The sequence below is a fragment of the Hafnia sp. HMSC23F03 genome, from assembly GCF_001816025.1.
Taxonomy (GTDB): Bacteria; Pseudomonadota; Gammaproteobacteria; order Enterobacterales; family Enterobacteriaceae; genus Hafnia; species Hafnia paralvei.
Window position 1 is genome coordinate 117,479 of sequence record NZ_KV824233.1, and the last position, 25,798, is coordinate 143,276.

The following is a 25,798-nucleotide window of genomic DNA, read 5'->3' on the forward strand; positions in this document are numbered from 1 at the left end:
GAGGCGCCATGCTATGAGTATTATTTCGCAGTGTCTGCTGCTTTTTTAGCTGCATCAACCCAGCCATCAAAGGTGGCTTGGTGGGCTTTAATCCAACCGTTAACGTGGCGTTCAATATCTGCCTCTGAGTTTTCACCCTGATGCATGCGCAGGTTCTGGGCGTTGACATCAGCGATGGGTAACTTCATTTCAGCAAACAGCTTCGCCGCCGCAGGGTTTTTCTCTGCGAAGGTTTTGTTCGCCACGATCTGCATATTGTTGACCGGGAAGCCGTAGTTAGCACCGTTTGGTAGCTTGGTGTCGACATCTTTCAGGCTGCCAGGAAGCGCTGAGAATGGCACTTGTAGCCAGACAACGTCACGTCCGGGTTTCAGTACATCACTGACCCAATACGGTGTCCAAGTGTAATAAAACACAGGCTTACCTTCTTTAAAGCGGGTCATGGTGTCGGCAATCAGCGCGGAATAGTTACCTTGATTGTGTTCGACGGTGTCGTTTAAGCCATAGGCTTTTAACTGATAATTGATGGATGCTTCGCAACCCCAACCAGGCGTACAGCCTGCCAGATCGGCTTTGCCGTCGTTATTGGTATCGAACAACTTGGCGATTTTGGGATCTTTCAGCTGTTCAATATTGGTAATGTGATATTGATCGGCCGTTTTTTTGTCAATCAAATACCCTTGTGCCGCACCCGTTACATACTGGCCTTCGCGATAGAATTTCTTATCGCCTCCCGCGCCGTTGTACATATCCGAGTGAAGCTGATCCCAGTTCACCGCTAAGAAGGTTGCATCACCGGCGGCAACAGATGTGTATGCGACGTTGTAGTCCACCTCTTTGGTCGGTTGCACGTCGTAGCCTAGTTTTGTCAGCGCCTTGCTCACCAGTTGGGTCTGGAAAGTCTCTTCGGCAATACTGCTCTGAATTGGCTGTACAGACACGCCTTTACCCGGCAGTTCAGCAGCCTGAGTGGAGAAGGTGGTAGATAGCGTACCGAATGCCAGAGCGGTAATGGCCAGCATAGAGGCGATACGTTGTTGTGTTTGCTTATGTTGTTTTGTTTGTTCTGTCATGAATATTCCTGTTTGTTTTAGATGGAGGGAATACTACTGCCCGAATCTTCCCCATAGAACGGTACGGTGGAAGAGTGAGAACCCTAATCGGGTTACTGATGATGTACCTCCCTCGATGAAGAGGGAGGTTGGGGAAGCGTTATCCGCGTTTGACAAAAAGACGCGCGACCAGCCCAATCGGGCCGCTCATATACCAGCCCTGCATACCGCGGCTGCGGCGATCGCGGCCAACCGATTGAGTCAGGCGGTCGAGGATAATCGCCAGAATGACGATGCCGACGCCACCAATGGATGCCAATCCCATATCAAGACGGCCGATACCGCGTAATACCATCTGACCTAAGCCGCCAACGGCGATCATCGATGCAATGACGACCATCGAAAGCGCTAACATCAGGGTCTGGTTTACGCCTGCCATAATGGTAGGCATCGCCAGCGGAAGCTGAACTTTAAACAGCATCTGTCGCGGGCTTGAGCCGAAAGATTCTGCGGCTTCAATGAGGTCAGCTGGTACTTGCTGAATACCTAAACTGGTTAAACGCACAATGGGTGGCAACGCAAAGATGATGGTGACCACGACCCCCGGTACGTTACCGATACCAAACAGCATGACGATAGGCACCAAATAAACGAATGCAGGCGTGGTTTGCATCGCATCCAGCAACGGTCTGATGACGCGAGCCGCTCCTTTGCTGCGAGCCAGCCAAATACCCAGCGGTAAGCCTATCAACATGCAGAAGAACAGTGATGTGAGCACCAGCGCCAATGTCACCATGGCCTGTGACCAAGCGCCGATCGCACCAATGGCCACGAGACCAATCAGGGTAGCCGCGCCCATGCCTAAGCCTGCACATTGCCAAGCAATCAGGGCAAATACCAAGATTGCGATAGGGGCAGGCATACCTTGCAAGATGTTCTGGAAGCCGCTGAGGACAAAGTCCACGGGCATACGGATCCCCTGAAATACCGGGCGACCGTGGCTGACAAGCCAGTCAATACCGTGAGTGACCCAACTATCGAAAGGCACCCAGGTGTGATGGAACGGATCCATCAGGTTAAAATGGTCGGCTTCAGGCGTCGGTGCGCTGCTTAACCAGTCGCTGCTTTGTGCTGCGTGATTACTGGCGGCATCCGTCGTTGCCGGTGATGAAGACCATGCGTCTGCGCCTTGCGATGCGGAGGTTGCGTTGCTGGCGGCTGATTCTGCGGGTTCGGTTGCCCATGGATTACTCGTTGCGTCACTCATTGATTAGGGCCCTCTTTGTCAAGTGCTTGAAGTAGCGTACCTTTATTGATAATGCCGATAAAAATACCGTCAGCAGAGGTTACTGGGACCCCACAAGGGGATTGAGCAACCAAAGAAATTAACTCGTTGAGCGAAGTATCTGCATCAACGGCTTCTGGAGCTGATAGCAGGGCAGAATCTAAAGACTGACCTTGAGAGAGCGCTTGCTTTAATGATTCAACGGAGACGATGCCAATATATTTTTGGCCGCGTTCCACGACATAACCATAATCATGATCTTCATCCTGCAGTAATTTCAGTGCAGAGCGAGGACCAAATCCTGGTGTTTTTCGAATCAGAGAGAGATGTCGGCGACGAGCAATATCTTTCGCGCTAAACACCTGACTAATATCCACACCTTTAAAGAAGGTCTTAACATAATCATTGGCAGGATTATTCAATATTTCTTCTGGTGTTCCGACCTGAATAACTTCACCGCCTTGCATAATTGCAATTCGGTCGCCAATACGCATTGCTTCATCCAAATCATGTGAGATAAATACAATGGTTCTTTGTTGTTGAGATTGAAGTCTAATTAATTCGTCCTGCATTTCCGTACGAATTAAAGGGTCTAATGCAGAGAAAGCTTCATCCATTAAAAGAATATCAGGATTAATGGCCATTGCCCGAGCTAAGCCCACACGTTGGCGCATCCCCCCTGATAATTCATCTGGGTAAGAATGAGCATGACTTTCCAAACCGACCTGACGTAACGCCTCTAGTGCTTTTTGATGACGTTCAGCCTGAGGCACGCCGGATAATTCGAGCCCAAAGGCGGTGTTATCCAGTACGTTTAAATGAGGCATTAGTGCAAATGATTGAAAAACCATACTAATTTTAGTGCGGCGAATATTGCGTAGTTTCTCTTCCGAAACTCGAGCGATATCTTCACCGTCAATCATGACTTGGCCACGGGTCGGTTTAATCAGACGATTGAGAAGGCGTACCATGGTGGACTTGCCGGAACCTGAGAGTCCCATGATGACAAATATCTCGCCTTCTTCAATGGCCAGACTGGCATTTTTAACGCCAACGGTCAGACCTGTTTTTTCAAATATTTGGTCTTTATGCAGACCTGATTCAATAAGTTTAAATGCCCGCTCGGGATGTTCCCCGAATACTTTATATAGATTCTTAATTTCTATTTTAATAGTCATGCAATAATAGAGTGTCCTATAATAATGAGAATTAAGTCACAGATTATTTAATGCAAATAATCCAAATGTTATGAGCGAAATCGTCTAATACCCTAACATAATGAGATGATGAGACAACCCCTAAATCCAGATTAATACCCTATTTGGGGTTTACATAACCAAAAATATTCGTTATGGTAAAATGCTGCTGCGCTTTCGACCTAATTTCAACACTAGTCTTTTTTTTAGTTATTTGTGCTGTTATTTGCGTAAATTAACGTTGAAATATTTTCCAGTAGATAAATTTACCCAAAAATATAATTTGGATAGGAATGCTCCTAATGTTCCATTTATTATATCATTCGGTATGAACATTATTATCCACTGATATTCTCACTGTCCGACAGAATATCAGGCTGATTTTTTTCCCCAAATATGAGAAAATACGCCTCTGTTCCTCTCTGCTTCGAGTATCAATGGCTCTCTCTTCCGCAACCAAAAATCAAATAACCCAGTGGTATAAGGCTCTTTCAGATCATATCCCTGATTTCATCCCGCGCCCACAGCAGCGGACGATGATCGCGGAAGTAGCAAAAACGCTAGCTGGTGATGACGCACGCCATTTAGCGATTGAAGCGCCGACCGGTGTGGGAAAAACGCTGTCCTATCTCATTCCTGGCATCGCGATCAGTCGTGATCAAGAAAAACCTTTAGTGGTGAGTACGGCTAACGTTGCCTTGCAAGATCAAATCTACAGCAAAGATTTGCCTTTATTGCGTAAGATTATCCCTGACTTGAAATTCACCGCCGCGTTTGGACGCGGCCGCTATATCTGCCCGCGCAATTTGGCTGCGATGGCGAGCGCTGAAGGTATGCAGGGCGATCTCAAGCTGTTTATTGAAGATGATTTGCAGCCAAGCAGCGCGGAAGAAAAATTGTTGTGCCAGAAAATTAGCAAGCAACTGGCAGGCTATCGCTGGGATGGACTGCGTGATCATCTCGATGAAAATATTGACGATAAACTGTGGGGAAAGTTAAGCACCGACCGCGCTAATTGTTTAGCGCGCAACTGCATGTATTTTCGGGAATGTCCTTTCTTTATCGCTAGACGTGAAATTGAAAGCGCTGACGTCGTGGTTGCTAATCATGCGCTGGTGATGGCCGCGCTAGAAAATGAATCTGTTCTGCCAAATGCCAAGGATTTATTGCTGGTGTTGGATGAAGGCCATCATCTGCCAGATGTCGCTCGGGACGCATTAGAGATTGACGGTGAGATCACTGCCATATTTGTTAATAGCCAGATTGAAGGTATTGCTCGCCACATTGAGCAGTGTGGTGCGCAATACAGTCCAAAGAATCGGCCTAAACTCATGGATAGCGAGCGGTTGAAAGCGCACTGCGAAGAGATGCGACAGCTAACCACCGACTTTGATCGTATGGCTTCATCTTTACTTCCCGTGGGAAGCAGTGACCCCAACTATCGCTTTGAGATGGGGGTATTGCCAGAGCCCATGGTGGATATTGCCGTGCGGCTTTATAAGCTCACCGATGGGCTACGCGGTTTAGCTGAATTCATGATGAATGATTTGCAGGAAAAAACCGGTAGTCACGACATTATGCGTCTGCACAAGGCGATTTTGCAGATGAGCCGTAGCTTCAGCTATTTGGAAGCAATGACCAAACTGTGGCGTCTGACTGCCATGGATAAAGCCTCAAACGCACCTATTTCAAAATGGCTGACGCGCGATGTCTTTGACAATGTTCAGCATATTTATCTGCATTGTGTCGGGATCAGAGTTTGTGATCAGTTGGAGAAAATGCTTTGGCGAAAAATACCGCATGCCATTGTTACGTCGGCTACGCTGCGATCTCTGAATAGTTTTAACCGAATAAGCGAATTATCTGGGCTGAATGAGAAAGCGGGCGATCGTTTTGTCGCCTTAGATTCCCCGTTTAACCATCCTGAACAGGGCCGCCTGGTTATTCCACAGATGACGCTAGAGCCTGCGATGGCGCATGAAGCGGAACATTTGCGGCAGATGGCACATTTTTTCCGACATGAATGGGAAAGCGGAAAACATACTGGCATGTTGGTGTTGTTTGCGAGCCAGAGGGCGATGCAGACCTTTCTCAGCTTTCTTCCTGCGCTACGGTTAGGTTTGCTGGTTCAAGGAGACCAACCGCGTTACCGGCTGGTAGAAGAGCATTGTCGGCGTGTACGCAAGGGCCAGCAAAGTGCGCTGGTGGGATTACAGTCCTTTGCTGAGGGATTAGATCTAAAAGGTGAGTTGCTGACGCAGGTGCATATCCATAAAGTCGCGTTTCCGCCTATTGATAGCCCCGTCATCTTGACCGAGGGTGAATGGCTGAAAACCTTGAAGCGTTATCCATTCGAAGTGCAAAGTTTGCCGGGGGCTTCGTTTACTCTGATTCAACAAGTCGGTCGCTTGATCCGTAGCCATGAATGCAAAGGCGAAATTATTATTTATGACAGACGGTTGCTGAGTAAAAGCTATGGCGCACGATTGTTAGGCGCTTTACCGGTGTTTCCTATTGAGCAACGAGCGATGCCAGAGGGCGATTTGCCTGTGCTTCCGAAAACAGAATCGGGTAAAAAAACGGGCAATGCGGCGCGAGGCAAGCGAAACGCGCGGCGGCGCGGGTGAATATGCGAGGTATAATTGTCAGCGTGAATAATGCCACGTAGTATCCAATATATGACGCGAGTGTAAATTGGATGAGTACGAGGTGTTGCTGTGGACTATGCACAAATTATCAAAGAGGTGGGTCGCGGTAAAAATCATGCACGCGATATCAGTGTGGAACTGGCCGAAGCACTATTTGATGACATGCTGGCAGGGAAAATTCCTGAGTTAGAGCTGGGCGGAATTTTAATTGCGTTGCGTATTAAGGGCGAAGCCGAGCAGGAAATGCTGGGATTTTATCGCTCGATGCAAAAGTGGGTTACAAAACTGGAGCTCCCTGCGGGAATGCCAATGCCGGTGGTGATTCCTAGCTATAATGGTGCGCGCAAGCAGGCAAATCTCACTCCGTTATTAGCCATGTTGCTCGCAAGAGAAGGTGTACCCGTCTTAGTCCACGGCGTCAGTGAAGATCCTAGCCGCGTCACCAGCGCTGAAATCTTCAGTGGACTGGGTATCACAGCAACGCAGAATTTGCAGAATATCGATTGGCACACGGGAAAACCGATATTTATCGACGTTGAACATTTGTCTCCAGAAATGCACCAGATCCTTTCGCTGCGTTGGCGTATGGGCGTGCGCAACAGTGCACACACGCTGATTAAAATGATTAACCCTTTTGCTGGTGATGCATTACGTATTGCCAGCGTCTCTCATCCTGAATATATCCAACGGATGTCAGGACTGTTCAATCAAACGAACTCAACGGCGTTGCTTTTGCATGGAACGGAAGGCGAAGCCTATGCTAATCCGCTACGTTGCCCCCAAATGCATTTATGCTGCAATGGTAATATGAGTACCGTCGTGACTCGTGAAATGGGGGAGGGAGATGAGCCTGAATTGGCAAACGCAAAAGATACTGAATCAACTGTTAATTGGACTCAGCGTTGTTTACGTGGCGAAATCACTGTTCCTCGAAGTATACAACTTCAGGTTGAGGCTTGTTTACGTGCGATGAGTGCTCGTTAATTTTTGGTGAAAGTTTCTTGCGGATTCTCTATTTGTATACTAAAACGCCTATTAATAGGCGTTTTTTCTATTATTGAATTTAGGATTAAGCTGTGTGAAATGAATAATGTCGCTGTCGCAAAACTTCATTTTTTTAGGTTTAAAGTCCAAGTATTCATTTGTTTGTAGTGTTAAAATCTGTTTTTATTTAAATTTTCAGCTAAAAATCATTAATTATATTCAGCGTCAATATCTATGATATCTATATTATTTTTTCTACTGTATTCTTTTTATTAGAATTATCCTAAGTTAGCATCCATTACATTCTACGCACGGATTTCAGATTATTTTTAAACAATATGGCTACTATACATCACACTGAGATTGACCCTGCCTTAAAACGTCCTGATAACGATTTCCCCGCTCATTTTCAACGCAATGATGAAATTGACCTAATTGAATGGTTCCTTATTGTTTTAAAGTCAATTAAAACCGTTTTAATTATCACACTATGTTTTGGTCTGATCGGGTATGGGATTGCTAAGATTCTTCCGCAAAAGTGGACAAGTGATGCGGTAATTATCCCTCCACAAGGTGAAGAACTTACCTCTCTGGACGAGCTGAAACCACAACTTTCCGTGCTGGGAATTGATTTTAACGTCGGTGAGAAAGAGCTTCTGAGTCTCTTTGTTCGAGACTTTGATTCGCAGATTTTACGTCGAGAATATCTGGTCAAAACCGATTTTTACAAACGCCTCATCGAGAAAGTTGATCCTAACGATGAATTAGCCAAGCGCCGCATTTTGGATGGTTTGGCGACAACAGCATTTGCGTCCTTCAGTAGTGAACTCAGCAAGACACCAAGTGAAACGGCCTATTCCTACTATAAGCTGTCGTTTACTGCAGATACCAGTGAAGATGCTCAGAAAACGTTGCAGGGGTATATTTCCGTCGTAAACGCCTCGGTAGAGAAGTTTATTGCCAGCAAAATTCAGCGTCAGATTGACCTGAGCCTGAGTAGTGAAGAAGCTAAATATGAAATGGCGCTTTCACGGCTAAAAAATGCGCAAGAAGTGAACATTAACCGTCTGGGATATTCACTGTCAATTGCCGACGCGGCCGGTGTTAAACGTCCTCTTTACAGTAATGGTACCGCAATTAAAGATGATCCAGATTTCTCCATTGCTTTAGGCTCTGATGGCTTAAAGCGTAAATTAGAAATCGAGAAATCTATCAGCGATCTTGCTCAACTGAATGCTGGTTTGCAGGATAGTAAGTTAATTATCAATAAATTGCGCGAGCTGAAATTAGCCGATGTTAACTTCACCGCTTACAAATATCTGATGATGCCTAATGAACCAGTGAAAAAAGATAGCCCAAAAACGGCGCTGATTGCGCTCTTGGCTACCTTGCTAGGCCTTATCGCTTCTGTGGGGTTAGTCACTGTACGCCACATAGTGAAAAGCCACCGCGGCGATCAAGCGGTTAAAATGAAAGAGCTCAACAGCTAGTCTGAAAGTGCAAATGAAAAACGGGCCTATTGGCCCGTTTTTTTATGTTGCTGATAGGTTTGCGAGATTAGGCTCCGCGACGCTTACGAATAAACATCCATCCCAATCCTAAAATAATGAACCACAGCGGTGTTACCATCAGTGCCTGGCGCGTATCGGCCTCTAGGGTTAGCAACACAATCACGAACACAAAAAACGCTAAACAAACCCAGCACATCAATTTGCCCAACGGCATTTTGTAGATGGATTTTTCGTGTAGATGAGGGCGTTGTTTACGATAAACCATGTAAGAACACAGAATGATAGACCATACAAACATAAACAGGATGGCTGAAACCGTGGTGACCATCGTGAATACGGTAACGACGTTAGGGATCAGGTAAATTAGTACCACTCCACCGAGTAGGCAAATACAAGAAAAGGTTAAACCGGAAGAGGGAACCGCGCGTTTAGATAGCAATGCGAAGCGCTTAGGTGCAACGCCATCCTGCGCTAAACCATAAAGCATACGGCTGGTTGAAAATACGCCGCTGTTAGCGGAGGAAGCCGCTGAGGTTAATACCACGAAATTAATAATACTCGCGGCGGCAGGTAAACCCGCTAACACGAATAACTCTACAAACGGGCTTTTATCTGGAACAACGGAGCTCCACGGGGTTACCGACATAATCATAATCAACGCAAAGACGTAGAACATGATGATGCGGATAGGAATAGAGTTGATGGCGCGGGGCAGGGATTTCTCTGGATCTTTGGTTTCAGCCGCAGTGGTTCCAACGAGTTCGATACCCACAAAAGCAAATACGGCAATCTGGAATCCAGCAAAAAATCCGCTTAAGCCTTTCGGGAACCAGCCTCCGTCATTCCATAAGTTACTAAAGGAAGCCACGCTGCCGGTAGGGGATTCGAAGTGCATTAAAACCATGCCAAGGCCAATAAGGATTAATGCCACGATAGCGACGATTTTTATCATCGCGAACCAAAACTCCATTTCTCCGAACATTTTTACCGTTGCTAGGTTTAACCCCAGTAGCAATAGCACAACGGCGAGAGATGCGACCCAATCAGACAGACCAGGGAACCAGAACTGTGCGTAGGCCGTTATTGCAACAACGTCGGCAATTCCTGTCACTACCCAGCAGAACCAGTAAGTCCAGCCAGTGAAATAACCCGCCCAAGGCCCTAATAAATCCGCGGCAAAATCACTGAAGGATTTGTATTCCAAGTTGGATAAAAGCAGTTCACCCATGGCTCGCATCACAAAGAACAGCATAAAGCCAATGATCATATATACAAAGATGATCGAGGGGCCTGCCAAGCTGATCGTTTTGCCTGACCCCATAAACAGCCCCGTGCCTATGGCACCACCGATGGCAATGAGCTGGATATGACGGTTGGTGAGATTGCGCCGTAGGTGTTCTTCGCCTTTGGCGGGGCTCGTCGCCTCAATTTTTATCTGATCTACCATTAATGTCTCTTCCTTCTACCTGTCTGTAAGTTGTGTGCCTTGAGCAACGTCATTGCGTACACATTTGTGCGCAGAACGATAGCGTCGTATGGCATTAGGCTCTGGTGGCCTTTTATAGATACATCGCGGAATAGAACGACTATTACGCAGGACATCAACGATATTAAGGAAGAAAATAGAAATTGAATACTAATAGATGAACGTAATGTTAATTATTTGTTTTTTTATAGATCTTGATCGGCAGTGAATTGTGAGGCATTTCAAATCTATTAAGATAAAACATCTGCTTGATCACAAAATTACCGTCACAATGGCGCAGTGTATGAGGCTGTTTGAAGGATATTCTGTGTAGGGCGGGATAATTTGATGTTGCGGAGATATAAAAAAACGCCACCGAAGTAGCGTTTTATTAGGCATTCAGGACAATCAGGTGTTTGTGCGTCTGGATTAGCTATGTGCCGGGTTGGTCAATACTCGACGAGCTTCGCGATAGCGACCTTTCCAGTAGCTGTCGTTCAGGCTTGAGATCGTCACACCACTGCTGGTGGAAGCGTGAACAAATTGATCGTTGCCTAAATAGATACCCACGTGGCGGCCTGTTGATCCCGCACGGAACAGAACTAAATCACCGATACGTAACTTTGTACGTTGGATTTGACGGCCCGTATCTTGTTGTTCTGATGTTGAACGCGGCAGGTCTAAACCAAACTGTTCACGGAAGGTGCGCTGAACAAAGGCGGAACAATCAATGCCGCGTTTGCTGTCGCCACCTAAACGGTAACGAACGCCTTTCCAAGTTGCATATTGATCCATGATTTTGGATTTAATATCCACATTACGAACCATTGCTTCAAATTCATCCTGAGACGCTTGAAGTAAAAGACCATCTTTGTCTTTAACTGCATGAGTATCAGTTTGTGCGTAACGATCAGATGAAGAATGATTTGCACTACATGCCGACAGAAGTACTGCGGCGGCGATAGCAGGAGCTAATCGCAAGATATATCTCAGAATCGGTTGAGACTTGACCATTATTGAAGATTTTCCTTTTTGTCCTTAACGACGGAGTCGCTATCTAAGAATGCCATTCAAGAGACTAATAACAGGTTTCCCACATGACAATATTTACATATGAGAACTGTGTGTTAGAGCACACTTTTATCACTATTTTTCTCAAAAACTCAGAATCTATGCACAAACGTTGAAAGATTACCGGATCGAAACGGCTTTGGCGAGACTTTTTATCTATTTTATAGGATAAGAGGCTACTGTAATAATATGTAATATTTGAAGATTATCAAAATGAGGGGGGGTAATTAAGACAAAGGCGTAAGAGCGACAGATGGTATAGGAATTGTCTGAATGAGATCTTATGCAATGCTGATTTCCTCCCCCTTAAATGTGACATTTTATTTCGGGGGAGGGCGAGAATAATTATGGTCGATATTTGCCGGGTAAATGCCGGTCTAGCAGGTTGAGCAGGGCATCCGACGCTGGCGTTAACAACCACCAACTTAGCCCAACCAGCACCACACTGAGCGAGCCGACAGCAATATCGCTAAACCAGTGCGCACCGATCATTATGCGTGGCAGGATAAAAATAACGAAGATCCCTAATGCAATGATGAAAGATCGCACGGTGAAATAGCGAAGCATAAATACGGCAAAAATGATGAGCATCATGCCATGGTCGCCGGGGAAACTATCGCGAGAGCTATCTTTGGTATTAATCCCCGTCAGCTCACCGACTCGATTGATATTCTCAAAAAAGTGAGTTGGGCTAGCGCGTTGTACTGGCAGCAAGTGACCCAGTTGATTGAGAACCACGGCAGTAAGTAGGATCACAACGCCCAAAATAAGCATGCGTCTTTTCCCGTAACCATCGCGCTTAACGAAAAATGAAAGGTAAAGCAGGCCCATGCTCAGCAAGGCGATGGCGTCGAATGCACGGTTATTGGTATAGGCCACCAAATATAAAAATGTACGATTGGTCGCAAGATGTTCGTTAAAAAAGAAGAAGATCGACGAGTCAATCGGGAACCAAAACCCGTGATTAGTGGGCAAATACCAAGATAAAAATAAAGCGATACCAAGGATATTAAACAAAATAATCCATGGTAGATTGCGACGAGTCATACGCTGAACCTAGACCTGTTTAAGAATTCAAAAATTAAGATATTGCTTTAATTCGCGCTTTAAGGAGCGCGCTTTGTAACGTATTCCAATCCGTTTCCGCGTCATGTATGAGTTCTACACGACTGTCTAACGGCGATCCTTGGCGAGTTTCGATATGAAAGTCATCACCTTGACGATTTACAACCAAAGAGCCCTCAGGAATGCGCAGCGATCCTTTTACACGAATCACCGGAGCCAACCGAACCCACTCGAGCACTGCCACGGTATCAAAGATTGTTTCTGCGCTGAAAACCCATCCACAGCTGAAATATCCCTGTCCTTGATTAAGAGAACGACGCCAGTTTTGTCCATCGGGCAAACGCAAGGCCGCAATCCCTGATGATGGCGCTTTGCTGTGATGGTGGTGCTTGGCATTAGGCAATTCAGCCAGATTTTCACGTGCGCTATTTAGCAAGGCGACTTCAATTTGTCCTTGCTCTGCCGTAACAATTTTGCGCCCTTTGCCTGATTCCTGTACCCAGAGCGCCAACTGATCTCGATCATTGTCACTGTACACATCTTGTTTGTTTGCCACGATGATATCGGCTGCGGCAAGCTGATCGCGGAAGTTTTCATTGCCGGTGTACTTCTCATCGCTGAGTTGGCGAGCATCGAGAATGCATAATGTCGCATTTAGCTCCAGCCAGGCCTGATAGACATCCGACATCAGTAGATTAAGAATCTGCTTAGGGTGGCCTAAGCCTGTGGGCTCTATCAGCAGCCGATCGGGTTTTGCCTGTTGCAGCAGCATGTTCAGCCCCACCTGCATCGGTAATCCGTTGACGCAACACATGCAGCCACCAGGGATCTCTTTAAGCACCGCTCCCGTATCTGCTAATAAGGAACCGTCGATACCGATTTCACCAAACTCGTTAACCAGAACCGCCCATTTTTCGTTTTCGGGTTTGTTGGCTAATAAGTGCCGCAAAGTGGTTGTTTTACCACTGCCTAAAAATCCGGTGATGAGATTTACTTTTGTCATTTAATGCCCCGATTCAACCGCTTTACGGCCGCAATATTACCATATCTCCCCATTATCTCAGGATGGAGAAAGTGCTGCTACGCTAAACAAAAGTTAAACGAAAATTAAACCTAAGAATATTTATTTCTGTTTTTAGCTAGCGTACAGACCCGTTTATTCTCCTTATTAAATGCTGATAGTTTTCGCTATGGCGTGGTTACCTGCTGTAATTCAACGAGGATATATATATTCCTAAGGATTCTTTTTAGGCTGCCGTTGGGTTTTTCACCGGCTGCTATCTTTAAAACACCATCAGTGCATGTGAGTGCGAGCTTTGGTGGCGTGATGACTAGCTAGCAGCAATTTGTGTGGGAAATTAATGAGGTGGTCATGAAAATTTCTCGGTTATCGATGTTTTTCGCTGTCGGCTTGGGATTGCCTTTATTTGTTAGTGTTGTAACCCCTGTTCATGCAGTAAGTACTGGCGTCATCCATTTTGTTGGTGTGATTGTTGAAGATGGGTGTGACGTCGCATTAGAGAAAAATCATGTAAAGACACGCTGTGAACGCAATGGCAAAGAGGAGAGCTTGAGTCGGCCTATTAGCCAGATTAGCACTCGGCCTTCTGAGCTTCCGGTCTCTGTTGGAACCAGCCAGTTAAAATGGATTAATGAAAGCCACACGTTAGGTGTGTTTACCATTAACTATCACTGACAACGATCCCTGTATCTGAAATAACCCATCTTTAATTTGGCGTAGATAAGGCAGACTTATCTACGCTTTTCTATTCGTACGTTTTCGCTTAGGTGATTTCTTGGCTGTGATACAATCAGACCAAATCGTCATAGTGTCCCTATCATTTGAGTATTTGGTCTGGCCAATTATGGTGTTAATTTATCCTCATCAGCGTTTACGGTAGAGAAGGTAGCAGCATGAGATTGTATCAAGAAGTCGGAAATACTCTGCGTAATCTGATCGCGCAAGGTGAGTATCCTATTGGGGAGCGTCTTCCCCCAGAGCGCGATATTGCTGAACAATTTAATGTAAGTCGCAGCGTGGTGCGTGAAGCGCTCATCATGCTGGAATTGGAAAAACTGATTGATGTACGTAAAGGTTCTGGTGTGTATGTTGTGTCTCTGCCGCAGAGTCAGCGTCGTGCCGCCGTGACAGATCTTGATGAAAATACGTATGGACCTTTTGAATTATTACAAGCAAGGCAGCTGCTTGAGAGTGAGATAGCCGCTTTTGCGGCTGTGCAGGCCACTAAGGCTGATATCATGAAAATGCGCAAAGCGATTGAGCAAGAACGCCAATCACTGTCGTTAGGCACAATAGATGAAAGTGCCGATGAGCTCTTTCACTGTCTGCTTGCTCAATCAACTCAAAATAGCGTCTTAGCTAGTATGGTGCACGATGCTTGGCAGGCGAGAAAGCATAATCCGATGTGGAGTGGCTTGCATGTGCATACCAGCGACTTTAGCTATCGTTGGAACTGGCTAGACGATCATCAAAAAATTCTGCATGCCGTGCTACGTCGTGATGCTAAGTCGGCAAAACAAGCCATGTGGCAGCACTTGGAAAACGTAAAAACAAAATTGTTGGAGATTTCCGATCCTGAAGATCCAAGTTTTGATGGATTTTTATTTGAATCAACGCCTGTGTTACCCAGTGAGTGATCTTATACTGTAACCGTTGGCATTGTATTACCGTGATTTTTCCCTGCGCAATGCCAATGATTTAATGTTTTTTCTTATAAAATTGTGTACCAGATAACCATACCCAACAATAAATGGCTATTTATGGCAGTTTATCGACATAATGAGAAGAACACTCATCATGAGTTGCTGGTAACTGATATATGACTCAACTTTTTCGCACGGTTAACTTTCGACCTGTAGCTCGGCTGCTTGTGTCTCTGCTCGTTGCAACTCTGATCCTTATTATTGCCGTAATGACTATTTCTTGGCAGATTTCACGAGGCATGGAGCGGGATATTGCACAGCGGCTACAGCGTGCTGTCGCGCAATTTGACGCGACGCTACAGAATGCTGAAATAGCGGCGAACGCCGTGCATGGTTACCTTGGAAAAGAGTGTTCGACTGAAACGCAAAATGCGTTGCGCTATCAGGTCACGGTGGTTCCTGATATCCGTACGGTAAATCTGGCTACGGGTGATAATGTATATTGCTCATCGCTTGCAGGTAAATATTCGACGGCGGTAAGTACCCCTAAATATGTGGGGGGAATGTTGTTGATGCTGAATGGTAATCCCGTCACGCCTAACCGTTCGCTTATCGCGTTTCGTAAATCCTATGGCGAACATAGCGTATTAGTGGGCATTGATGGGTATTATCTTAAAAATGTTTTGGAGCTGCTTAAGCTACCAACAGAAATCCATCTCTTAGTTGGGACTAGCTGGATGGACAGCTCTGGGCATGTCTCAAATGATAAATTCCAGCCCCACGGAACCAGTTATTTTCAAACATCTAAACGTTTCCCTTATTCAGTCGCAACAGAAATTCCTTATTCCACGCATTGGGAGTATGTGTGGGAATACTCGTCGGGTAGTATTATTTTATTCCCTCTGTTGGCTATTTTATTAGGGGTTATAACCTACCGTACTATAGGCCGTGTTAACTCGCCGTTGTCAGAACTAAGAAGCGCGCTGAAAAACCACGAATTTATTCCTTATATTCAGCCGGTTGTGAGTTGTGAAAATAATGATTTGACCGGATGCGAAGTATTAATGCGCTGGCGCCATCCACAAATGGGAATGATCGCGCCTAACCAGTTTATTCCATTGGCTGAGGACTCTGGTTTGATTGTGCCTATGACTCGCGATTTAATGGCGCAGGTGAGGGACTACTTTGCCCCCTTAGCTGAGCAGCTGCCGTATAATTTCCATTTTGGAATTAACATCAGCGCTAGCCATTTCAAAGATCTCAGCCTCGTCGACGATTGTCGTTTGTTTATCAAAGCGTTTGAAGGCTATAAAATTCAGCTTGTGCTGGAGCTTACGGAACGTCAGCTCATTGTTCCTAGTGAACTCACTCATCGCATATTCCACGAGCTCCATGAGCTTGGCGTTAGGATCGCGCTAGATGACTTTGGTACAGGCCATTCTAGTTTGGCTTATCTGAGAGAATTCCAAATAGATATCCTTAAAATCGACCAAAGCTTTATCCGCATGATTGGCTCTGATGCGTTGTCAGGTCATATTGTGGATAATGTGATTGATTTGGCTAAGCGTTTGCAGTTGGTCACTGTTGCTGAGGGTGTGGAAACATCAGAGCAGGCGGAGCATCTTAAAAAATACCATATTGATTACCTGCAAGGATATTTGTTTGGCCGGCCAGAGGACCATAAAACCTTTAGTGATAAATGGTTATAGCGAAATGAGTTGGTAGGAATTGGCTATCCTAAACAGGATAGCCAATAGAGATTTACTTCACTAAAGATGCGCAAGTATTAGCCGCACCATTTTCAACGAGAGCTAAATAAGCCTTGGTAACGGCCTGCACAAATGCAGATTGTTTTGGAAGCTCATCACCGAATACGGCTTTAATTCCCAGCAGCGCCAGAACCCGAGCTTCACCTTCTTGGCTTGCAGCAACCGTTGCTTTCAATGTGTCCAACATTGGGTCACGAATATCAATGGCTTGGTGATGGTCATCAACGCCCCCCACATAGCGCATCCAACCCGCGACACCCAATGCCAAGCATGGAAATGCGTGATTATGGGCGATATGCCAGCGAATGGAGTCCAGCATACGCTGAGGCAATTTCTGAGTCCCATCCATCGCAATTTGCCATGTGCGGTGCTTAAGGGAGGGATTGCTATAACGCTCAATCAAACGATCGGCATACTGCGCCAAGTCAACGCCGGTAACGCGTAACGTTGGTGCTTGTTCTTGCAGCATCAGGCGGTGTGCCGCTGTTCGGTAGGCAGGATCTTCCATGCAGTCGTTGATGTGCTGATAGCCAGCCAAATAGCCTAAGTAAGCGAGAAATGAGTGGCTGCCGTTGAGCATGCGTAGCTTCATTTCTTCATACGGGAGAACATCTGCCACGAGTTCGGCACCGGCGATCTCCCACTCTGGACGGCCTGCGACGAAGTTATCTTCTACGACCCACTGGATAAACGGCTCGCATGCAATTCCACAAGGATCGTCAATGCCGACCGCCTGTGCGACTTCTGCCAGTGTTTCCTCGGTTGCCGCTGGTACGATGCGGTCAACCATGGTGCTTGGGAAGGTTACATTAGCCTCGATCCATGCAGCCAGTTTTTGGTCGCGCGCATTGGCTAAGCCTAAAACGGCATTTTTTACAACGTGACCGTTCTCTGGAATATTGTCGCAAGACAGCACGGTAAACGGCGGCAAATTGCGCTCATGACGTAGACGCAAGGCTTCAACAATCACGCCTGGCGCAGAGGTTGGTGCCTGAGGCGCGGCCAAATCCTGTTTAATCAGGGCATTGTTGAGATCCAGCTTTCCGCTACCCGGCTCAATGCAGTAGCCTTTTTCCGTTACGGTTAAGGAAACAATGGCTACCTGAGGCTCAGCCATTTTCTCAATAACGGCCTGAATTCCGTCGAGATCCGAGTGCAGCGATTCATGCACGGAGCCGACAACGATAGCTTGATTTTGCTCTGCACCTTTCTCTAACACGGTATAAAGATGATTTTGCTCGCGTAACTGCTCGATCAGCTTTTCTCCACCGAACAGGTTAACTTCGCAATAACCCCAGTCCCCGCCTTTTTGATTCAGCACACGATCGGTTAACAGCGCCTGATGGGCGCGATGGAATGCTCCAAAACCAAGGTGAACGATGCGGCTTTTTAGTGCGCCACGGTCATAGGTTGGCTGTTTAACGCCGTCTGGCAAAGAATGATTTGCTAGGTTTTTCATGCTGAACTCCATTAGAAGATGTACGCGGCAGACGGATAAAAGCCTGTCAGCATCAGAACGGTGAAGTAAAAGGTGTTAGACCACTTTGCTTGCCAGCTATGATAGCGCGCTTTTTCAGCACGGAAGTGGTTAAGCTGCACATAAACCAATGCGGTCTGACATCTTACAAGATCGTCAAAGTGGCTTGCAGTCTAAAGTCATATGACAGAAAATGAAATTGGTTAGTCCAAAATTCTAGAATATTCGTGAAGTGGATCAACCAATAGTAGATTGGGTTTTGACAGGAAAACGCCAAAGAGTAAGGTAAAAGCTAAATGATACCTGTGTGATTTTGGTATAACAGCATTACGAATTTACCTACTTAGCGTGGCATTTGCTGCCAAATCCATCACAGAGAATCCTCAAAACACGATTACTTGTATTTTCACCCGCAGAAGGTAGAGACAGATGGAACAAACTTGGCGTTGGTATGGCCCGAACGATCCGGTGTCATTGGATGATATTCGTCAGGCTGGCGCAACCGGCGTAGTGACTGCGTTGCACCATATCCCTAACGGAGAAGTTTGGACAGTTGAAGAAATTGAGAAGCGTAAAGCGATTTTAGCAGCAAAAGGGCTGACGTGGTCTGTTGTTGAAAGCGTACCGGTTCATGAAGAGATCAAAACCCAAACCGGTAATTATCAGCAGCACATCGACAACTATAAACTGTCTCTGCAAAACTTAGCTGCCTGCGGCATCGATACTGTTTGCTACAACTTTATGCCGGTTCTGGATTGGACACGCACCGATTTAGAATATGAGCTGCCAGACGGCTCCAAAGCCCTACGTTTTGATCAGATCGCGTTTGCCGCCTTTGAGCTTCATATTCTGAAACGGCCGAATGCGTCGGAAGATTACACCGCAGAAGAGCAGGCTCAGGCCAAAACCTATTTTGACAATATGAGTGAAGCGGATATTGCCAAATTAACGGGCAATATCATCGCTGGTTTACCTGGAGCGGAAGAGGGCTACACGCTGGACCAGTTCCGTGCGCGTTTAGCTGAATATGATGGTATTGATAAAGCCAAGCTGCGTGAACATATGGGGTATTTTCTGAAAGAGATCGTCCCAGTGGCAGAAGCCTGTGGCCTGAAACTGGCGGTACATCCTGATGATCCACCGCGCCCGATTCTTGGCCTGCCTCGCATAGTTTCCACCATTGAAGATATGCAATGGCTCAAAGACACCGTAGATAGCATCTACAACGGTTTTACTATGTGTACCGGTTCTTACGGTGTGCGCGGCGACAATGATTTGGTCAAAATGATTGAAACCTTTGGCGATCGCATTCATTTCACACACTTACGTTCTACCTGTCGTGAGCAGAACCCGAAAACCTTCCATGAAGGCGCGCATTTGCAGGGCGATGTTGATATGTATGCGGTAGTAAAAGCCATTCTGACCGAAGAGCAACGTCGGCAGAAAGCCGGAAATATGCGTCCAATTCCGATGCGTCCAGATCACGGACACCAGATGCTGGACGATCTGAAGAAAAAAACCAATCCGGGGTATTCGGCGATTGGCCGACTGAAAGGTTTGGCGGAAGTTCGCGGCGTTGAATTAGCTCTTAAGCGTGCGCTGTTTCCAGAAATGAAGTGATTTTAGTCTTTTGAAATCAATAAAAAAGGGATGCCTCGGCATCCCTTTTTGCTGTTTTAACACAGATTAGTCAGCGCGGCCCATAAAGCGACGTTCTTCAATATGGATACGGATTTTTTCACCGCTGCTCAGGTATTCAGGAACCTGAATCGTCAGACCCGTGCTCATCACTGCAGGCTTGGTACGTGCGCTTGCAGAACCGCCTTTGATGCTTGGGCTGGTTTCAACAATTTCCATATCAACGGTTTGAGGCAACTCAAGCGCCAGAACTTGGCCATCCATTGTCAGCACCTGAATACCCGGCATGCCGCCTTCAGGAATAAACAGCAATTCCTCTTCAATCTGATCTTTTTTGAAGGTGTACGGGGTGTAATCTTCGTTGTCCATGAAGACGTATTCGTCACCATCGATGTAGGAGAAGTTAACCTGACGACGGCTTAGAGAAATCTCTTCCAGAATGTCATCGCCTTTAAAACGTTCTTCAACTTTCAAACCGGTACGAATATCGGAAAAACGCATTTTGTACAGTGTGCTAGCGCCACGAGCGCTTGGGCTTTGTACATCGATATCGCGAACCAGCAGCAGTTTGCCGTTTAAAGTCACCGCCATACCGCGTTTAATTTCGTTAGCTCTTGGCATAAAAAAACCTTGTTTATAAGTTTGCAAATTCAGTCTTTAGCTTGTGGCGACACGTTACCCGCGCCGCGTTTTCTAGGCAAGAGGCGGAGATAAAAAAGCAGAAATATTTGGCTTAAAAAGCCGGAGCGAGTGCTCCGGCATCAGAGTTTTTGATGAGTTATTGATAAACTGGTAACAAGTTGAGTAGCGACAGAATATGAGCAACGGCGTTAATGAGGCCAAAGGCAATAATGAACAGAATCATTGCTGAGCCGCCCGGTGCTCGGTAAGTTGCTTCAGGGAAGCGCTTACGGCTGGCGCGTGCCATCATCGCAGGCACAATAACGGCCCAAATGGTAGCGGCTAAGCCCGCAAAACCGATGGCATAGAGGAAGCCATTTGGGAACGCGAGAGCGCCGATTGTCGGAGGAACAAAGGTAACCAATGCCGCTTTGGTTCGGCCTGTACGGGTATCGTCAAACTTAAAGAAGTCAGAGATAAAGTCGAACAGTCCCAGGGAAACGCCCAAGAAAGAGCTTGCCAGCGCCATGTAAGAGAACGCATTCAGTAGCTGATTTACAATGTTACTGCTGGCAACGTTACCCATTTGCTTAAGCAAACTACCGATGTTCCCACCTTCAGAGATGATTTGTTGGAACGCGGCTCGGGTAATATTGCCTTGAATCACATACTGCCAAAAGATGTAAATTGTTAATGCAATCAGGGTGCCGATGAACAGGCTACGCACCACCGATTTTGCATCTTTGTGATAATACTTCACCAGACCGGGGACGTTGCCATGATAGCCAAACGAGGTGAGCAGATAAGGCAACGATGCTAGCGCATAAGGCAAGTAGCTGGCTTTATCATCACTGCTATTCAGCAAGACCGATGCGTTGACGTGGGTAAACATATCGCCGGTTGAAAGCAGGAACGTAATGACCATCCCGCCAATCAGAATCGTGCTCAAGCGATCCACCGCGCGGGTGGATAACCACACAATAAAAGCAACAATGATGGCGAAAACCAAGCCTGCAGACGTCTGTCCTACGCCGAAATAAGGCTCCAGCGTATGGGTAATAATCGAACCGCCTGCAGAAATATAGGCGTAGGTCAGGATATACAAAACAAACGTAATCGATAACCCGTTCAGTGAGTTCCAGCCTTTGCCCAGCAAATCGCCGACCATTGTATGGAAGCTGGCTCCAGCCGGATAGTTTAGGTTAGCTTCTAAAATCATCAGGCCAGAAATATACATACAGGCCCAGGTGTAGATCAGCAGTAAGACGGAACCCGTAAACCAGACCCCTGCGGTGACCACCGGAATAGAAAACATCCCCGCGCCTACGGCGGTTCCGGCAATAATCATCGCGCCCCCAAGGACTGACGGGCGGCGTATTGTTTGAGTCAAGGTATTCTCCATCGTCATGCTTTGCTCCTGATTAGCGGCATGCTAATTCTTGTGTACTAGCTCAATGGTACGCACTGTTTGCAAAGAAGTAAACAGCGTTATTGAATTAGAGGCGAAAGAATTAGCCAGATAACCTACGGTTCCATGCGAGCGTGCTGGAAAATTAAGCGGTGTGACGGAGTTTTAACAACCAGAACGGAAGGGGCTAACTATCTCTGTAAATCGGTTTCTCTGCAAATCGGTTTAAAAACCTGTATAAGAGTTGGGCGGATTGTCCGCGCGCTGATCCTGTCACAGCTATTTAAGACAGCCCACCGGAGATCCTCGATGGACTGCCGTTCCGACTGTGGAGCCTGCTGTATCGCTCCCTCAATCTCGAGTCCTATCCCTGGAATGCCACAGGGTAAGCCCGCCAATACGCGCTGTATTCAGCTTGACGATGATATGCGGTGCAAAATCTTTTTATCACCGTTGAGGCCAAAGGTGTGCGGTGGGCTTCAGGCCACTGAAGATATGTGTTTTAGTCATCGCGATCAGGCGCTGATTTACCTTGTGCAATTAGAGCAAGAAACTGCGCCTGATATCATTTAAATGACTTTACGTGTATATTTATCTTGGCGGGATAAACAATAAGTCAGAGATAGCATAATTAAAAAGAGGATTACTTGGCTATATTCTCTTATTGGATGTTCTGCGTTGAAATTATTTAATGTTATAAATAAAGTTATCCCTATTGATATAGCAACGACTATTCTTGAAGGGAGGTAACAAATAATAAAAATGAGTATGCTGAATAATAGGCAAGAGCCCAACTCAGCGACACCGACAAAATCCCTGCCGCTGATATGGCGGGCATGCTGACGAAAAATACCCTCGTATATGGGTTCTTTCATAAAGTATGACACGAAAGTGAGTATAACCATTCCTATCGATAATAACGTTTTAAACATAAGATATTTTAACAAATCCATATTAACATCCGTTGTCATGCATAAAGACGCTTAGGGCGGCACAGCGATGGTCAGCCCTACTGTTAGCCTTACTGTAAACCGTCATTGTGAATTTCCCGTGAAGTCCCCCTTCAAGATGATTTATTTTCGCTGTAATCACCGTTGTCTCACGTTAAACTTTCGCCGTTTGTGATATGTTTAAAAATCGTGACTTCAGGGATGGGTTAGATCTCCGCATGAAACGTATTGATAAAATTTGCCAAGAGTTAGAACGCCTAACATCAAGCCTGAGTAAGAGTGATTTGCAAAAGGAGGTTGCATTTACCGCAGAAAGTATCGGTATTAACCTTGGGCTGGCTCGCAACTCAGTGAGCAAAGATCTTAACCAGCTGTGGAATGAGCAGCGCGTTATTAAAGTGAAAACCCGTCCGGTTTATTTTTTGCATCGTCAAACGATTGAGACGCTGCTCGGTAGCCCTTTGCCTGACCATTTAGCCGAAGTTCGTTTCGTCAGTGATTTGTTGCCAGTGGAGCATCCATCCACATCTAACGATCCTTTTGCCGCGCTTATCGGTTTCGACCGTAGTCTTAAGCTATCGGTGGAGAAAGGAAAAGCGGCGGTGCTGTACCCAAGCGGTCTACATGTGTTGCTGACTGGCCCATCAGGGGTAGGGAAGACCTACTTTGCCGAATTGATGCACCAGTTTGCCTGCCAGCAAAGCGGCAATAGCACACTGCCGCTGGTCTATTTCAACTGTGCAGAATATGCGCATAACCCAGAATTACTCTCCTCACATCTTTTTGGCCATCGCCAAGGGGCATTCACCGGCGCTAACAGTGACAAAATCGGGCTGATCGAACAGGCTGACGGTGGCTATCTGTTATTAGATGAAATTCACCGCCTTCCCTATGAGGGGCAAGAAAAGCTATTTGCTCTGTTGGATAAAGGTGAGTTTAGAGCGCTGGGATCCAGCCACAAAGCGCAAACGGTAAACGTGCGATTGATTTGTGCCACGACTGAGCCAGTCAATTCCACGTTGTTGCGCACTTTCCAGCGTCGTATTCAGGTCAGTATTGATCTGCCCGCTCTGCGCGAGCGTTCGATGGAAGAGCAGATTGAGCTCATTACCGGATTCCTGCATCAGGAAAGCCGCAAAATTAGCCGAACGATAAGAATCGATAAAGCGTTGCTCCTATGGCTGCTAGAGAAGCCGCTGGAAGGAAATATCGGCCAGCTCAAAAGTGATATCCAGTTCTTGTGTGCTCAAGGCTGGGCAGCGGGAATGGGGCAGCAAAATGATGTATTAACGTTAGATAAAAAACTGGTTGAACAGTCTGTGATGCCAAGCGCCGATCAGCGCCTGTTGGTTGACAGCATTTTTGGTCAGCAACAGTGGCTGGATATCAGTTCTCAAACGCTGTCTGCGTTTAAACCTTCACTTGGCGTGCCAGCAGGGCATGAGGATAGTGATTTATTCTATCGCTTCCTCACGCGTGAATATGTCAACCTGCGCAATAGCAACGTTCCGCCACAGGAAACTCTAGCTATTTTAAAGAACAAGCTGCGTTCGATATTTGAATATGGCTTGTATAGCCGCGATACCGCGATGGTGGGCTACAGCGGTCAGCTAGAACAACGTTTGTCTCTGCTGATTGGCTATGTAGAACAGGTGGTGGGTTTTGCTCTGCCAGAAAATATGGTTAACCATCTGCGTAAGCATTTTCTGACCTTACTGAGCTATGTGCAGCGCGGCCTTATTCCACAGCTTTACTCTTCAAGTCTGATCCTCGATCACTGCAAAAATGAATACGATAACGCCATGCAGTTATGCAGACGCATTGATGAAATATTTAATATTCAATGTCCTGCTACTGAAGTCGTGTATTTATGTATGTTCCTGAAAGAGTGTCGGCAATACCGTTGTCAGATAGATGACAGCCCTGAGTTAGGCGTCATTTTTGTCGCCCATGGCGCGACTACGGCGACGAGTATGGCGCAATACGTGAATCAGGTTTTAGAACGTGACCTGCTCACCGCCATTGATATGCCTTTTGAGCAGTCGGTTCATGACACGTTAGAAGTGCTGACCAATATCATTCGCAGCCGTGGCTACCGGCGTTTGATTCTGATGGTTGATATCGGTTCTCTGGTACATTTTGGCAGCACCATTAGCAAACTGTTTCAGTTTGACGTTCTGCTGCTACCGAACATGACATTAACCAGCCTGCTGGAAATCGGTCTTGATCTGACCTACGAGTCCAGCGATTTTGCGGCGCTCACCGCGTTGATGAACGAGAAGCAAATACCTTGTCACTGGTGTTCACCTGAACAAGCAGGGGCGGGAAAAGTGTTGGTGGTTTCCTGTATTACTGGGATGGGGACGGCGGAAAAAATTCATAAAGTGTTGTCAGAGAGTTTTGGTGAGTTGATGGCGCAGGATACGCGCCTGCTAATTCTTGATTACAACGAGGTACGTAGTCTGGAGCGCATTCAACAGGCACTGGCTCCGCATGAACGTTTAGTTGGGATTGTCGGCACTTTCCAACCAGGCCTGCCAGATATTCCGTTTATTTCTCTCGAAGAGATGTTTTCCGAACAGGGGCCCGAGCTGTTACTCAGCTTATTGAATCCTGATCTCAGCAGTATGGAGCGCAGACTGGAAGTTGAGCGCAGTTCAATGCGTTTCATCAGTGCACTGACATTAGAAAGTATTATTAATCAAATTTCAGTCCTGAACCCTCGGCGCATTTTGCAAGAAATGGAGGGGGTACTGCAGCACATCTGTCAGATTTCTGACCTCAAACCTAGCCGTCAGGTGACGCTACGTTTCCTGATCCACTGTTGCTGCATGGTCGAGCGTATCGTGATTAGCCGTAAACCGTTACAGATGGCGCTGAACTCGCCGCTGGATCTCGATGTTAACGCGATGAGCATTATTAAACAGGCATTTTTGCCGATTGAAGAGGCTTACGCGATTCGTTTATCTGACGCCGAATTTATTTATATCTACG

General features: G+C 46.4%; 19 protein-coding genes. 9 read left to right on the forward strand and 10 right to left on the reverse strand.

Going from position 1 to position 25,798, the window contains the following annotated elements; genetic code table 11:
* Positions 1 to 20: 20 nt before the first annotated feature.
* The 3 genes from proX to proV form a co-directional block, all read right to left on the reverse strand.
* Positions 21 to 1,073: a glycine betaine/L-proline ABC transporter substrate-binding protein ProX gene (gene proX, locus HMPREF3091_RS15435; protein ID WP_004096035.1), complete on the reverse strand. Its 1,053-nt coding sequence runs from the start codon at positions 1,071 to 1,073 to the stop codon at positions 21 to 23.
* Positions 1,074 to 1,212: 139 nt separating this feature from the next.
* Positions 1,213 to 2,319 carry a glycine betaine/L-proline ABC transporter permease ProW gene (gene proW / locus HMPREF3091_RS15440; protein ID WP_070716842.1) on the reverse strand — a complete coding sequence of 369 codons (1,107 nt, stop codon included), beginning with the start codon at positions 2,317 to 2,319 and terminating at the stop codon, positions 1,213 to 1,215.
* Positions 2,316 to 3,515, reverse strand: a complete 1,200-nt coding sequence (gene proV, locus HMPREF3091_RS15445; protein WP_070716844.1) for a glycine betaine/L-proline ABC transporter ATP-binding protein ProV — start codon at positions 3,513 to 3,515, stop codon at positions 2,316 to 2,318. Before proV ends, proW begins: the two co-directional genes overlap by 4 nt.
* A 455-nt stretch (positions 3,516 to 3,970) precedes the next feature.
* Between proV and dinG the strand changes: the two genes are divergently transcribed.
* The 3 genes from dinG (at position 3,971) to wzz(fepE) (ending at position 8,655) form a co-directional block, all read left to right on the forward strand.
* A complete protein-coding gene (gene dinG, locus HMPREF3091_RS15450; protein WP_070716846.1) occupies positions 3,971 to 6,160 on the forward strand; it encodes an ATP-dependent DNA helicase DinG in 2,190 nt (729 codons plus the stop codon).
* A gap of 90 nt (positions 6,161 to 6,250) precedes the next feature.
* On the forward strand, positions 6,251 to 7,165 hold the full coding sequence (gene ybiB, locus HMPREF3091_RS15455; protein ID WP_070716847.1) for a DNA-binding protein YbiB: 915 nt from the start codon (positions 6,251 to 6,253) through the stop codon (positions 7,163 to 7,165).
* A gap of 338 nt (positions 7,166 to 7,503) precedes the next feature.
* Positions 7,504 to 8,655, forward strand: coding sequence for an LPS O-antigen length regulator Wzz(fepE) (wzz(fepE), locus tag HMPREF3091_RS15460; protein WP_070716850.1), 1,152 nt, complete (start codon positions 7,504 to 7,506; stop codon positions 8,653 to 8,655).
* 67 nt (positions 8,656 to 8,722) lie between these two features.
* Here the strand turns inward: wzz(fepE) and cycA are convergent, their stop codons facing one another.
* The 4 genes from cycA to HMPREF3091_RS15480 all read right to left on the reverse strand — a co-directional run bounded on the left by cycA (position 8,723) and on the right by HMPREF3091_RS15480 (position 13,280).
* Positions 8,723 to 10,123: a D-serine/D-alanine/glycine transporter gene (gene cycA, locus HMPREF3091_RS15465; RefSeq protein ID WP_004096019.1), complete on the reverse strand. Its 1,401-nt coding sequence runs from the start codon at positions 10,121 to 10,123 to the stop codon at positions 8,723 to 8,725.
* A 447-nt stretch (positions 10,124 to 10,570) separates the two neighbouring features.
* Complete coding sequence (gene mepS / locus HMPREF3091_RS15470; RefSeq protein WP_004096016.1) at positions 10,571 to 11,155, reverse strand: bifunctional murein DD-endopeptidase/murein LD-carboxypeptidase; 585 nt, start codon at positions 11,153 to 11,155, stop codon at positions 10,571 to 10,573.
* Positions 11,156 to 11,557: 402 nt separating this feature from the next.
* Positions 11,558 to 12,259 carry a phosphatase PAP2 family protein gene (locus HMPREF3091_RS15475; protein ID WP_004096015.1) on the reverse strand — a complete coding sequence of 234 codons (702 nt, stop codon included), beginning with the start codon at positions 12,257 to 12,259 and terminating at the stop codon, positions 11,558 to 11,560.
* 34 nt (positions 12,260 to 12,293) lie between these two features.
* Positions 12,294 to 13,280, reverse strand: coding sequence for a CobW family GTP-binding protein (locus tag HMPREF3091_RS15480; RefSeq protein WP_070716851.1), 987 nt, complete (start codon positions 13,278 to 13,280; stop codon positions 12,294 to 12,296).
* Between the two features lie 369 nt (positions 13,281 to 13,649).
* Between HMPREF3091_RS15480 and HMPREF3091_RS15485 the strand changes: the two genes are divergently transcribed.
* The 3 genes from HMPREF3091_RS15485 to HMPREF3091_RS15495 all read left to right on the forward strand — a co-directional run bounded on the left by HMPREF3091_RS15485 (position 13,650) and on the right by HMPREF3091_RS15495 (position 16,650).
* Positions 13,650 to 13,973: a hypothetical protein gene (locus HMPREF3091_RS15485; RefSeq protein ID WP_070716853.1), complete on the forward strand. Its 324-nt coding sequence runs from the start codon at positions 13,650 to 13,652 to the stop codon at positions 13,971 to 13,973.
* A gap of 218 nt (positions 13,974 to 14,191) precedes the next feature.
* Positions 14,192 to 14,935 (forward strand): GntR family transcriptional regulator, encoded by a 744-nt coding sequence (locus HMPREF3091_RS15490; RefSeq protein WP_004096012.1) that lies wholly within the window; start codon positions 14,192 to 14,194, stop codon positions 14,933 to 14,935.
* 182 nt (positions 14,936 to 15,117) lie between these two features.
* Positions 15,118 to 16,650, forward strand: a complete 1,533-nt coding sequence (locus tag HMPREF3091_RS15495; RefSeq protein WP_070716855.1) for an EAL domain-containing protein — start codon at positions 15,118 to 15,120, stop codon at positions 16,648 to 16,650.
* Between the two features lie 52 nt (positions 16,651 to 16,702).
* Here the strand turns inward: HMPREF3091_RS15495 and HMPREF3091_RS15500 are convergent, their stop codons facing one another.
* The gene (locus tag HMPREF3091_RS15500) at positions 16,703 to 18,169 is read right to left on the reverse strand and encodes a mannitol dehydrogenase family protein (protein WP_035504074.1); all 1,467 of its coding nucleotides are present in this window, start codon (positions 18,167 to 18,169) and stop codon (positions 16,703 to 16,705) included.
* A gap of 447 nt (positions 18,170 to 18,616) precedes the next feature.
* Here HMPREF3091_RS15500 and uxuA point away from each other — a divergent pair, with 447 nt between their 5' ends.
* A complete protein-coding gene (gene uxuA / locus HMPREF3091_RS15505) occupies positions 18,617 to 19,807 on the forward strand; it encodes a mannonate dehydratase (protein ID WP_070716857.1) in 1,191 nt (396 codons plus the stop codon).
* A 66-nt stretch (positions 19,808 to 19,873) separates the two neighbouring features.
* Here uxuA and yeiP read toward each other — a convergent pair whose 3' ends face one another.
* Both yeiP and mtr read right to left on the reverse strand, forming a co-directional pair.
* The gene (yeiP, locus tag HMPREF3091_RS15510) at positions 19,874 to 20,446 is read right to left on the reverse strand and encodes an elongation factor P-like protein YeiP (protein ID WP_004096007.1); all 573 of its coding nucleotides are present in this window, start codon (positions 20,444 to 20,446) and stop codon (positions 19,874 to 19,876) included.
* A 157-nt stretch (positions 20,447 to 20,603) separates the two neighbouring features.
* Positions 20,604 to 21,854, reverse strand: a complete 1,251-nt coding sequence (gene mtr, locus HMPREF3091_RS15515; protein WP_070716862.1) for a tryptophan permease — start codon at positions 21,852 to 21,854, stop codon at positions 20,604 to 20,606.
* A gap of 309 nt (positions 21,855 to 22,163) precedes the next feature.
* Here mtr and HMPREF3091_RS15520 point away from each other — a divergent pair, with 309 nt between their 5' ends.
* Together HMPREF3091_RS15520 and HMPREF3091_RS15530 are read left to right on the forward strand one after the other, a co-directional pair.
* A complete protein-coding gene (locus tag HMPREF3091_RS15520; protein ID WP_070716864.1) occupies positions 22,164 to 22,427 on the forward strand; it encodes a YkgJ family cysteine cluster protein in 264 nt (87 codons plus the stop codon).
* A gap of 595 nt (positions 22,428 to 23,022) precedes the next feature.
* Positions 23,023 to 25,798, forward strand: a 2,776-nt coding sequence (locus tag HMPREF3091_RS15530; RefSeq protein WP_139146224.1) for a transcriptional regulator DagR, incomplete at its 3' end; no start/stop codon positions are given.

Excerpts from the sequence above, each read along its gene's own strand:
- proX (WP_004096035.1), bottom strand. The coding sequence starts at position 1,073 with ATGACAGAACAAACAAAACAACATAAGCAAACACAACAACGTATCGCC.
- proW (WP_070716842.1), bottom strand. The coding sequence starts at position 2,319 with ATGAGTGACGCAACGAGTAATCCATGGGCAACCGAACCCGCAGAATCA.
- proV (WP_070716844.1), bottom strand. The coding sequence starts at position 3,515 with ATGACTATTAAAATAGAAATTAAGAATCTATATAAAGTATTCGGGGAA.
- dinG (WP_070716846.1), top strand. The coding sequence starts at position 3,971 with ATGGCTCTCTCTTCCGCAACCAAAAATCAAATAACCCAGTGGTATAAG.
- cycA (WP_004096019.1), bottom strand. The coding sequence starts at position 10,123 with ATGGTAGATCAGATAAAAATTGAGGCGACGAGCCCCGCCAAAGGCGAA.
- mepS (WP_004096016.1), bottom strand. The coding sequence starts at position 11,155 with ATGGTCAAGTCTCAACCGATTCTGAGATATATCTTGCGATTAGCTCCT.
- HMPREF3091_RS15475 (WP_004096015.1), bottom strand. The coding sequence starts at position 12,259 with ATGACTCGTCGCAATCTACCATGGATTATTTTGTTTAATATCCTTGGT.
- HMPREF3091_RS15480 (WP_070716851.1), bottom strand. The coding sequence starts at position 13,280 with ATGACAAAAGTAAATCTCATCACCGGATTTTTAGGCAGTGGTAAAACA.
- HMPREF3091_RS15485 (WP_070716853.1), top strand. The coding sequence starts at position 13,650 with ATGAAAATTTCTCGGTTATCGATGTTTTTCGCTGTCGGCTTGGGATTG.
- HMPREF3091_RS15490 (WP_004096012.1), top strand. The coding sequence starts at position 14,192 with ATGAGATTGTATCAAGAAGTCGGAAATACTCTGCGTAATCTGATCGCG.
- HMPREF3091_RS15495 (WP_070716855.1), top strand. The coding sequence starts at position 15,118 with ATGACTCAACTTTTTCGCACGGTTAACTTTCGACCTGTAGCTCGGCTG.
- HMPREF3091_RS15500 (WP_035504074.1), bottom strand. The coding sequence starts at position 18,169 with ATGAAAAACCTAGCAAATCATTCTTTGCCAGACGGCGTTAAACAGCCA.
- uxuA (WP_070716857.1), top strand. The coding sequence starts at position 18,617 with ATGGAACAAACTTGGCGTTGGTATGGCCCGAACGATCCGGTGTCATTG.
- yeiP (WP_004096007.1), bottom strand. The coding sequence starts at position 20,446 with ATGCCAAGAGCTAACGAAATTAAACGCGGTATGGCGGTGACTTTAAAC.
- mtr (WP_070716862.1), bottom strand. The coding sequence starts at position 21,854 with ATGACGATGGAGAATACCTTGACTCAAACAATACGCCGCCCGTCAGTC.
- HMPREF3091_RS15520 (WP_070716864.1), top strand. The coding sequence starts at position 22,164 with ATGGACTGCCGTTCCGACTGTGGAGCCTGCTGTATCGCTCCCTCAATC.